Genomic DNA, 7,711 nt, shown 5'->3' with positions numbered 1-7,711 from the left:
CGTCGCTACGCCCCGAGCTATCCTCATGGCAGGAGCCGCTCTACGCGTTCATGGCGCGCAACGCTGTGCGGTCGCCCGACTACTACCGGATCCCGCCACCCCGCGTCGTCGAGCTGGGGACGCAGGTGGAGATGTAGGCGCCGAGGTAATCACGCGTTCCTCTACCCTGCAGCGACTTCGCCCGAGGCTGCTGGCCACATTGGTGTTACGGATCAGGCGGCCCAGCCAATCGCTGAGCCTCCTGCAGCGCGCTGATAACGTCGCCGACTTGTGCCAGCGGGATCCGGATGCCCTTCGCGGTCTCGGTTAGACCGCCCCGGCCGTTGGCGACGGCTATACGGAGATCCAGGCCGACGTCGCCGCGCTTCTCGCGCAGGACGACCCGGATGCTCTCCCGCGCCGACTTCCGCACCTCACCGATGAGCCGGTCATGCATGACTGCCTCCGGCGTCTCGGGTCTGTTCGAGACAATGATCGGCGAGCGCGCGGCAGGCTACCGGATCGGCCAGCGCCGATCTCAGAGCGTCTCGCTGCTCAGGCGATAGATTGGCCAAAGCGATCCCATCGATTGCCGTATCGAGATGATCGACCGCGGCTGCCTCGCCCCGTCCGACGGCGCGGACGAAGGTGATGCCCTTGCTGCGGACAACCCCCTGGGCACCCGCGATGGTGAAGCCCTGCACGTGTAGCAATTAGCGCACGCCCCGCAGCAGCTCCACGTCCTCGGGGCGATAGTAGCGCCGACCGTTCCTGCGGATGGGATGGATCTGTGGAAACTGGACTCCCCAGAACCGGATCACGTGCTGCTGGACGTCCAACTCATCGGCGACGGCAGCGATTCCTTTGATAGTCATGCGGCCTCCTGTTGCCGGCGGGCGAGCGCCGTGGCGGCTGCGTCGAGGTCCGCGTACTGGCCAACAACGACACCGGTCGGATCGTAGGCGAAAGCGCTACGGCCCCCCGATCTCACGACTGTCCCTATCAACCGCCCCTGATGGAAGAGTTCGAGCCTCATGAACGCATCGCTCCTTCGATAGCTAATATCTATCATATCAACTGTCCTGATAGATCCTAGCATGTGATACTTGTGGGCCTCGGCATGCCGGTGGGTCCGAAGTTCTGAAGGGTGGGCACGGAAGCCCTATTCACCGCGGCGCGGATCGAGCTCGGCTGCCTCGATGGCCGCGTTCAGGGCCTTCACCAGCATGTTCGCCTGACGAAGGCTGAGGTCGATCGTGTCGGTGGCCCGCTTCAGGCTGCCCGAGCCATCCCTCAAACGAAGGTGAACCACGGGCTGGAAATCGGCGACGACGGCTGACACTGTCATTCGCCGGCTCCTGATCCCATCCACTCCAGCTTTGAAGCCGCAGGACGTTCGGACGGTCATGACACTTCTTTCCGATTGGCCGAAGCCGCTACATGGTCCACCACAACCATCGCAGCGGCTCGCTCACCCGGGGTTGCACCGCTCCTCATCAGGTCGGTGCGTTTCCTAAAGCGGTTGGGATCGAGACCGGGGATGCTCATGCGAGACTTCCGGTTCGATGCCCCCTGGATCCCACGTGTGCCGTTACAGCGCGCGAGAGGCGTCGGCGGGCCCGATCGAGGTGATAGGCAGCGGCAGCAGGATCACCACGTGCAACGCCATAGCCGTCCGCTCTCCGGTCCCACGATGCTAGAGCTTCCCAGCACCAGGGGACCAAGCGGCTTCGCCACCACATCACCGGCAGCATCACCGCAACGGCGAGACACCAGCCCATCAAGTGCCTGCCTTGATTGGCATTTCGGCCGACATGCGCTCATCAATCTTGCGCAGACGGTCCCAGATCTCGCCGAAGGCAAAGGCTGCGATCCGCCGTTCGCGTTCGGACATTGCCAAACCGGTCCCCGTCAGAACGCGGACGTCCGCGTTCTGCTCCGAGAGGCGATCCCACCACTGCATGGCGAGGTCGGCCATGAGGCAAGCTTCATCGACCTGTCCTTCGATGTCGGAATTGATCTGGTAGAACTCTTCGAGCCGTTCCGCCCTTTCGCGCAGGCGGTCCATCTCAATGCGGCCGGGCGAGGTCATACGCGGCCTCCGACGGTGCGCTGAGCCAACCGATCCAGCCGAGCGACGTCTGAGGCGATCTGGGCGAGCATCGCCGCCCTGAGCGCCCTCAGCGCCTCGCGATCGGAATTCACCGATCCTTCATTCGATGTGGTAGATGGTTGAACAGTCATCTTGATCCTCAGCGGGTTCGTGATGATCAGGCTGAGGGGCCCCTGCCAGGGCTGCCTCGGCCGTTTCGTTTCCGGGATGCGCCCGGCTCGCCTCTCCCTCCCACCTCTGCGGAGGAGGGTAGATCTCAATTCAGGATGCGAGTTCGGCATGCGCCGCGCACCGTCAGCGTTCAGGCGCTGCCCGCACCAGACTGGTTAACTAAACAGTGTCCGCCCTCAGGTACCGTGAAACAGACTTTTGGGGTCTGACGGTCCGGCCTCAGGTACCGTAAGCGGTTTTTTGGCGATCCATTGTCCGGCCACAGGTACCGTCTGGTCCGGCTACAGGTACCGTTGGTACCCCAGGCCGGACCGTGAAATTGCTTCCAGGCGTCCAGCGAGTGAAGGTTTTGGTCTGCATTTCGCCGGTTACGTCGCAGGGGTATTCGGTGAGGCGCCACTCGGTCGCTCGCCGATTCTTATGCGTGAACGTCCCGCGGATCGTGACAGTGATGAAGCCTCGCTCCTGAAGCTGAGCGAGAAACTCGGCCGCAGTCGACTTCCCGACCTGCAATTCGTCGGCGATCTCACGCACCGATAGTGGAATCGCTCCGTAGTTCGTTCCTGGTCCGACATAGCGTCGGAGCAGCATCAGATAGGTGGCACGAGCTCCAGCATTGAGCGACTGCCACGCGGGCGTGTCGTAGAACCAATGGTAGATCCGAGAGTGTCGCCCTGCTTTGCTGGTGTTGCCTTTGCTATCCCGCTTCATGCGGCGCCCCCTTCGCTGAGGAGGAGCCGCCAGAGATGTGCGCGGATGGCGCCTTCGTAGGATACGATCTCAGCCCTTATGAGCCGCTCGGCCACGCCCTTCTTCCTAAGCCCATCCTCGAGCCGCCGGAGCTGCTCCCGTAGGTGACCTTCCGCGTGGTTCGCCGGCAACGTCAGCATGTACGCTGCCGTCTTCCGAATCTGGGGCAGCCGCCGAGCAAACCGGAAGGGGATGATGGACGCGCTCATGATCCACCCCAATCGCTGTCGGCCGCGTGGCGCGCGAGCGTTGCCGTTGCTCCTTCGAAGAACGAAGTCGTGCGAACCTGATCAAGAATGCACGGCCGAGTGAGCGGGGCGTCGGTCTGGAAATCGTGCTCACAAGCTATGGCTGCTTCCAGCGCCTCCACCGCTTGGGGATAAGTCTCCGGCAAAAGCTCGCCGGTACCGTCGTCGATCACCTCGAACAGCTTCCGGATGTGCGGAGGTAGCTCCCCATCCAGCGCAGCCGCGTGGCCACACAGCTCCGAGATGGGACGGAGCCGGCCAAAGAAGTCGACGGTCGGCTCCGGAAGATACTCACGCTGCCCGGTTTCAGAGTTGCGCCAGCCGATCCAGCGTTGCTGCTCGTTCACCCGGTGCCAACCAACGAACGCAACCGCGGCGGTGTGAAAGGCTTCGCGAAGATCGGCGCTCATGCGGCGTTCTCCTGGCGCTCGATCCAAGCCATGATAGTGGACCGGCGAGCGCAGAGGGTCCCACCGAGCTTGAAGGTCGGCAGTCCCAGCTTGTCGGCCGCATGGTAGACGCGGCGCCGGTTGGCCTCCGCAGTCGAGCCGAACATGAATGCCGCGATGGCATCTGCGCCGGTCATCAGATCCTCGGCAAGCGGCAAGCCGCTCCCGCTCGCCCCGAGGTGGGGCGTTGCAGTGGTGGTCATTCCAATCTCCGTTCTTCAGTTTTTCAAAAGCACCGAGATCTTATTCAACGTTCGATGCGTAAAAGTCTTGCTTACTTCTTGGTCCGGAGGTTCGCCGTCAGGCTCAACGAGTTCTGAAGCACTTGTGAATCTACACGATGTCCAGACGTCACCGCCACCAACTGGATCATTTTCACCCATATAGATCCTGGCAAATAGATCCGGCCCCGACAGGGTTATGCGAACAACTTCATTTGATGCAGTCCCTGACTTAGAACCTTCAACACGATCGGAGATAACTGCTCTTAAAGCCGACGAAAATTTACTTCCTCGCCGAAAAGCCTCTGACAAGCTATCTCCGGAGCGAACGTAATCCCACTCGTCAGCATCGGTGGGAGCAGCGCTGTCTTCCCACAGTGGCATCTCGCAGAAGATGCGCACCAGATCAGCGCTCTGTTTTGCTCCGCCTGGAGCGTTAACGCCGATCAACAGGTTCGCCGCATCTCCAACACCCATCCTGGCGCCACCGCGCCCACGGCCTCCTTTCGTGATTAAGCCATCTTCTCGCAAATACCTCGCGATCCACAGCACCTGATTTTCATCGAGGCCCTGTGCGGCTGCAATGACTTTCACCAATTCGCTAAGCGTTGCCATCGCGTCCGTTCGTCTTTTATGAGCCACGCTCAAATTCGTTGCAACCGATTTTTTGAGCCGGACTCCGTTTTCCTGCTATGGTCCTCATTCCACGTTAACGGAGTGGGGAAATGGCGACCATCAGGAAGAGGACGCTACCGAGCGGTAAGACCGCTTGGCTGGCGAGCTACAACGACAGCGGTGGCGAGCGGCGGTTCAAGCAGTTCCAGACGCGGAAGGAGGCCGACGCCTTCATGGTCCGAGTCCGGGGCGAGGTGGCCGCCGGAAGCCACGTGCCGGAGCGCGCGGCGAGCACGGTCGACCAGGCCTACGCGCTGCTCATCACGGCCCTCGAAAGCGACCAGGCAGCCCGAGCGACGGTCCACAACTACCGGGTCTACTATCGCAACCACGTCGCCCCGTTCCTGGGCACGCGGCTGCTGCCAAAGCTGCACCCGGCCGACGTCGGTGATTGGCTGGAGAAGCTGAAGGCCGAAGGCCGAACGGACGACACATGCCGGCGGGCGCGGATCGTCCTCGGCGCCATCTACGATGAGGCCATCCGGCGCCGGCTCGCCTATATGAACCCGGTCCGGTCGCTGCGCAGCCGCCGGAAGACGCGGCGGGCGGAGATCCGCCGAGCCGAGGACACCGTGCGCATCCCCGAGCGCGAGGTCGTGCGGGCTCTGCTAGCGACCGCGGCCGACGTCGATGTGCTGTTACTCATCGCGCGGGAGCGCACCGCTTCCGGCCTGCGCACGATCCAGGTTCGGCGCACCGACGCGGCTCATCCGATCCATGCTCTGCGCGCCTTCCGTGCCGAGCATCCTGAGGCCCTAATCGACAGCTTCCACGCAGCGCCATGGCTCCGGCCCTTCCTCGCGACGATGGCGCTGGCCGGCCTGCGGATCGGAGAGGCGAGGGGGCTCGACTGGCGCCGAGTGCGACCCGAGGACCTTCAGGTGCGTGAGGCGGTCGACCGGTACAACGTCCTCGATGCGGTCAAGACGGTGGCGGCCCTGCGCAGCGTTCCGGTGGGTCCGCAGCTCGCCGCGATCCTCGCGAACTGGAAGGCTAAGTCCGGCCGCGCTGGCGGGCTGGTCTACCCGTCGGAGAAGGGCACGCCGATCGGCTATCCGAACATCGTCAATCGCCAGCTCATGCCGTTGCAGGTCGCCCTTGGCATCGTGGCCGCCGACGGCTCGCCGCGTTGGACGGCTCACAGCTTCCGGCACTTCGCTGTGAGCCTATGGATCGATGAGGGGGCCGCGATCAAGCAAGTGTCCGAATGGGCAGGGCACGAGAGCCCCGAGTTCACGCAGCGGGTCTACGGCCACCTGTTCGATGCCGGCCGGACGGACCGCCGGGCGATCACCGCGGGCGAGCTTTCCGTGCTCGGCGCTGCTGAGCCTGCAACACGAGCGCAACACGGCAACGACAACGCTTCCAAAACCCAATCCTCCGCAATAGCTTAGTCCTACGCTTCGGCCGCCTTCTAAGCGGCAGGTCGTTGGTTCGAGCCCAACCGGGGTCGCCACCGTTCCGTGCGGCCGCAGATGGCGCGAGACGCTGTCGGCATCGGCACCCGATCATCGTCCGGTTCTTCGATTCGGCATCGCGTCTGCCCCGCACCGCATCGTCGACCAGGGCATCTCCGATACCCCCTTCGGACGATCGGGACCGTTGCAAGGGTTCCGCGTGAGGAAGCCCCGCGGGACTTCGCGCTCAATCGCAGAATCGACAATCATCAAAAATTAAGACAAGTCCGCCGCGATTGCGTTACTTGGGTCTCGTCAACTCAGTTCCGACTTGGAGACACCAATGATCCCTTATCGCGTGAGCGTGCTGGCACCCAACGCCGACGACGACCGAAGCCATAAGGTGATGGTGTTCGGCACCTATGCCGACACCGATGGCGAGGCCTTGCGGACCGTGTCGGGCGCGATGCCGGACGGGTGGCGGGTGGATCGCATTGCCGGTCTTCTGTCTCGGGCCGAGGTCGAACAGCTGCGCCTCGCTCACGGCGAGGTCCGCGAAGTCTCGTCCTTCACCATCGATGGCTTGCTGACGCCCGAGGATGCGCTCTATGCCAGCCAAGAGCGTTCGCGGCCCGAAGCGCGGTGAGTGCCCGGTGAGCCGGATGGCGGGCTCATCGCGGGGCGAACACGGTGATGTTGCTGTTGAGCTGATACGTTCCGGTCGGCGGCGTGTTCACGAAGCGCAGGTAGATCGGGCTCTCGCCGAGGATCGCGCCGAAGGACGGCGTGACCGGCATCGGAAAGCACTTGGCGAGGGCCGCGTCGGCCGCCTCCTGATAGTGCCGCTGCGCCTCGGCATCGCCCTTGAGCTGGCGCGCGATGATGCGCGGCGTGCCGCGGATCGCCCCCGTCTTGTCGAGGCCGAAGCGGTAGGCGAGGAGCGAGCCGTCCGTGCCCGCCGGCACCGTCCAGCACGTCGCGAGGGCGGACCGCATGTCCGCCCAGTTGTTGGCTCGCGCTCGCGCTTCGGGTTCCGCCCCGGCCGGCCCGGCGATGCGGCAGAGCACCGCCGCGGCGGCGGAGAGACGGGCGGGGACCTTTCGCATCGGCGAGCGCTCCTGTGGGAAAGGCGCCCCTTCGCGCCATCCGCGTCAACGTGCCGAAGGCCGCTCGGGCTTCACGTCCGTCGCGTTCCGCGCGCCTCACCGCTTTCCCCCTCGGATCAGCCGGAGACCGCCCATGCCCGGCGGCAGGTCGGGCGGACCTGCCCGGTCGAGGTCCGGAAAGTGGGCCTGGCACCTTGGCACGTACTGGTTGCCCCTTCGCGCGCCCGGTCGTTCCCGCCAGGGGCAATCGAGGGCGATGCGCTCCAGCACGTCCGCCAGCGGGGTCTCCGGGCCGAACTTCGCCGCAAGGCGCGCGAGGCGGTAGCTCCCGCTCCGGTGCGGGCACAGGGTGCAGGCCACCCGGATGACGATGAAGGGGTAGGCCGCGAGGCATGGGACCTCTGGCCATCTCGGTGGCACCGCATCGACTCACTGGTTCAACCCACGGTGAGAACGAACAAGGAACGAGGCATGCCACCATTGGTTCGGTCAAGCTCGATCCCGACATGCCTCCGGGATCTGTCCCGGGCTTGGCCGCAGGGCGGGGCGGCGACCGGGTGGCGAACTGGTCCGGCGGATGCTTAGAGACCCGCCCGCCACCG

Annotated in this window: 15 protein-coding genes; 3 read left to right on the top strand and 12 right to left on the bottom strand. The window is 64.3% G+C overall.

Annotated elements, in window-relative coordinates; all coding sequences use genetic code 11:
• Positions 1-137, top strand: a 137-nt coding sequence (locus tag MKK68_RS29995; RefSeq protein WP_409567236.1) for a KUP/HAK/KT family potassium transporter, incomplete at its 5' end; no start/stop codon positions are given.
• Positions 138-205: 68 nt separating this feature from the next.
• Here MKK68_RS29995 and MKK68_RS27975 read toward each other — a convergent pair.
• The 10 genes from MKK68_RS27975 to MKK68_RS27930 form a co-directional block, all read right to left on the bottom strand.
• Complete coding sequence (locus MKK68_RS27975) at positions 206-436, bottom strand: hypothetical protein (RefSeq protein WP_244033586.1); 231 nt, start codon at positions 434-436, stop codon at positions 206-208.
• A complete protein-coding gene (locus tag MKK68_RS27970; RefSeq protein ID WP_244033585.1) occupies positions 429-683 on the bottom strand; it encodes a hypothetical protein in 255 nt (84 codons plus the stop codon). Before MKK68_RS27970 ends, MKK68_RS27975 begins: the two co-directional genes overlap by 8 nt.
• A 9-nt stretch (positions 684-692) precedes the next feature.
• Positions 693-854 (bottom strand): MerR family transcriptional regulator, encoded by a 162-nt coding sequence (locus MKK68_RS27965; protein ID WP_244033584.1) that lies wholly within the window; start codon positions 852-854, stop codon positions 693-695.
• Positions 855-1,141: 287 nt separating this feature from the next.
• Positions 1,142-1,327 (bottom strand): hypothetical protein, encoded by a 186-nt coding sequence (locus MKK68_RS27960; protein WP_244033583.1) that lies wholly within the window; start codon positions 1,325-1,327, stop codon positions 1,142-1,144.
• Between the two features lie 432 nt (positions 1,328-1,759).
• Positions 1,760-2,071 carry a hypothetical protein gene (locus MKK68_RS27955; protein WP_244033582.1) on the bottom strand — a complete coding sequence of 104 codons (312 nt, stop codon included), beginning with the start codon at positions 2,069-2,071 and terminating at the stop codon, positions 1,760-1,762.
• A gap of 411 nt (positions 2,072-2,482) precedes the next feature.
• Positions 2,483-2,974, bottom strand: a complete 492-nt coding sequence (locus tag MKK68_RS27950) for a helix-turn-helix domain-containing protein (protein WP_244033581.1) — start codon at positions 2,972-2,974, stop codon at positions 2,483-2,485.
• The gene (locus tag MKK68_RS27945; protein WP_244033580.1) at positions 2,971-3,222 is read right to left on the bottom strand and encodes a DUF6074 family protein; all 252 of its coding nucleotides are present in this window, start codon (positions 3,220-3,222) and stop codon (positions 2,971-2,973) included. The genes MKK68_RS27950 and MKK68_RS27945 overlap by 4 nt, the downstream gene beginning before the upstream one ends.
• The gene (locus MKK68_RS27940) at positions 3,219-3,671 is read right to left on the bottom strand and encodes a hypothetical protein (RefSeq protein ID WP_244033579.1); all 453 of its coding nucleotides are present in this window, start codon (positions 3,669-3,671) and stop codon (positions 3,219-3,221) included. The genes MKK68_RS27945 and MKK68_RS27940 overlap by 4 nt, the downstream gene beginning before the upstream one ends.
• The gene (locus MKK68_RS27935) at positions 3,668-3,913 is read right to left on the bottom strand and encodes a DNA-binding protein (RefSeq protein WP_243934558.1); all 246 of its coding nucleotides are present in this window, start codon (positions 3,911-3,913) and stop codon (positions 3,668-3,670) included. The genes MKK68_RS27940 and MKK68_RS27935 overlap by 4 nt, the downstream gene beginning before the upstream one ends.
• A gap of 15 nt (positions 3,914-3,928) precedes the next feature.
• Entirely contained in the window at positions 3,929-4,546 is a 618-nt protein-coding gene (locus MKK68_RS27930) for a hypothetical protein (RefSeq protein ID WP_244033578.1), read from the bottom strand.
• Positions 4,547-4,656: 110 nt separating this feature from the next.
• Here MKK68_RS27930 and MKK68_RS27925 point away from each other — a divergent pair, with 110 nt between their 5' ends.
• Positions 4,657-6,000: a tyrosine-type recombinase/integrase gene (locus MKK68_RS27925; protein ID WP_244033577.1), complete on the top strand. Its 1,344-nt coding sequence runs from the start codon at positions 4,657-4,659 to the stop codon at positions 5,998-6,000.
• 346 nt (positions 6,001-6,346) lie between these two features.
• Complete coding sequence (locus MKK68_RS27920) at positions 6,347-6,649, top strand: hypothetical protein (RefSeq protein WP_147724680.1); 303 nt, start codon at positions 6,347-6,349, stop codon at positions 6,647-6,649.
• A gap of 25 nt (positions 6,650-6,674) precedes the next feature.
• On the opposite strand, the gene MKK68_RS27915 is transcribed toward MKK68_RS27920, so the two are convergent.
• Together MKK68_RS27915 and MKK68_RS27910 are read right to left on the bottom strand one after the other, a co-directional pair.
• Positions 6,675-7,109, bottom strand: coding sequence for a hypothetical protein (locus tag MKK68_RS27915; RefSeq protein WP_244033576.1), 435 nt, complete (start codon positions 7,107-7,109; stop codon positions 6,675-6,677).
• Positions 7,110-7,205: 96 nt separating this feature from the next.
• Positions 7,206-7,529, bottom strand: a complete 324-nt coding sequence (locus MKK68_RS27910; protein WP_244033575.1) for a hypothetical protein — start codon at positions 7,527-7,529, stop codon at positions 7,206-7,208.
• Positions 7,530-7,711 lie beyond the last annotated feature (182 nt).

Origin of the sequence: Methylobacterium sp. E-016, from assembly GCF_022829745.1 — a bacterium.
GTDB lineage: Bacteria > Pseudomonadota > Alphaproteobacteria > Rhizobiales > Beijerinckiaceae > Methylobacterium.
The sequence above is the reverse complement of the archived record's forward strand: the minus strand, read 5'-3'. Positions and strand labels throughout refer to the sequence as shown.

What these genes read in the sequence shown, in the direction of transcription:
- MKK68_RS27950 (WP_244033581.1), bottom strand. Translation starts at nt 2,974, where the DNA reads ATGAAGCGGGATAGCAAAGGCAACACCAGCAAAGCAGGGCGACACTCT.
- MKK68_RS27930 (WP_244033578.1), bottom strand. Translation starts at nt 4,546, where the DNA reads ATGGCAACGCTTAGCGAATTGGTGAAAGTCATTGCAGCCGCACAGGGC.
- MKK68_RS27945 (WP_244033580.1), bottom strand. Translation starts at nt 3,222, where the DNA reads ATGAGCGCGTCCATCATCCCCTTCCGGTTTGCTCGGCGGCTGCCCCAG.
- MKK68_RS27925 (WP_244033577.1), top strand. Translation starts at nt 4,657, where the DNA reads ATGGCGACCATCAGGAAGAGGACGCTACCGAGCGGTAAGACCGCTTGG.
- MKK68_RS27965 (WP_244033584.1), bottom strand. Translation starts at nt 854, where the DNA reads ATGACTATCAAAGGAATCGCTGCCGTCGCCGATGAGTTGGACGTCCAG.
- MKK68_RS27915 (WP_244033576.1), bottom strand. Translation starts at nt 7,109, where the DNA reads ATGCGAAAGGTCCCCGCCCGTCTCTCCGCCGCCGCGGCGGTGCTCTGC.
- MKK68_RS27955 (WP_244033582.1), bottom strand. Translation starts at nt 2,071, where the DNA reads ATGACCTCGCCCGGCCGCATTGAGATGGACCGCCTGCGCGAAAGGGCG.
- MKK68_RS27920 (WP_147724680.1), top strand. Translation starts at nt 6,347, where the DNA reads ATGATCCCTTATCGCGTGAGCGTGCTGGCACCCAACGCCGACGACGAC.
- MKK68_RS27975 (WP_244033586.1), bottom strand. Translation starts at nt 436, where the DNA reads ATGCATGACCGGCTCATCGGTGAGGTGCGGAAGTCGGCGCGGGAGAGC.
- MKK68_RS27960 (WP_244033583.1), bottom strand. Translation starts at nt 1,327, where the DNA reads ATGACAGTGTCAGCCGTCGTCGCCGATTTCCAGCCCGTGGTTCACCTT.
- MKK68_RS27935 (WP_243934558.1), bottom strand. Translation starts at nt 3,913, where the DNA reads ATGACCACCACTGCAACGCCCCACCTCGGGGCGAGCGGGAGCGGCTTG.
- MKK68_RS27940 (WP_244033579.1), bottom strand. Translation starts at nt 3,671, where the DNA reads ATGAGCGCCGATCTTCGCGAAGCCTTTCACACCGCCGCGGTTGCGTTC.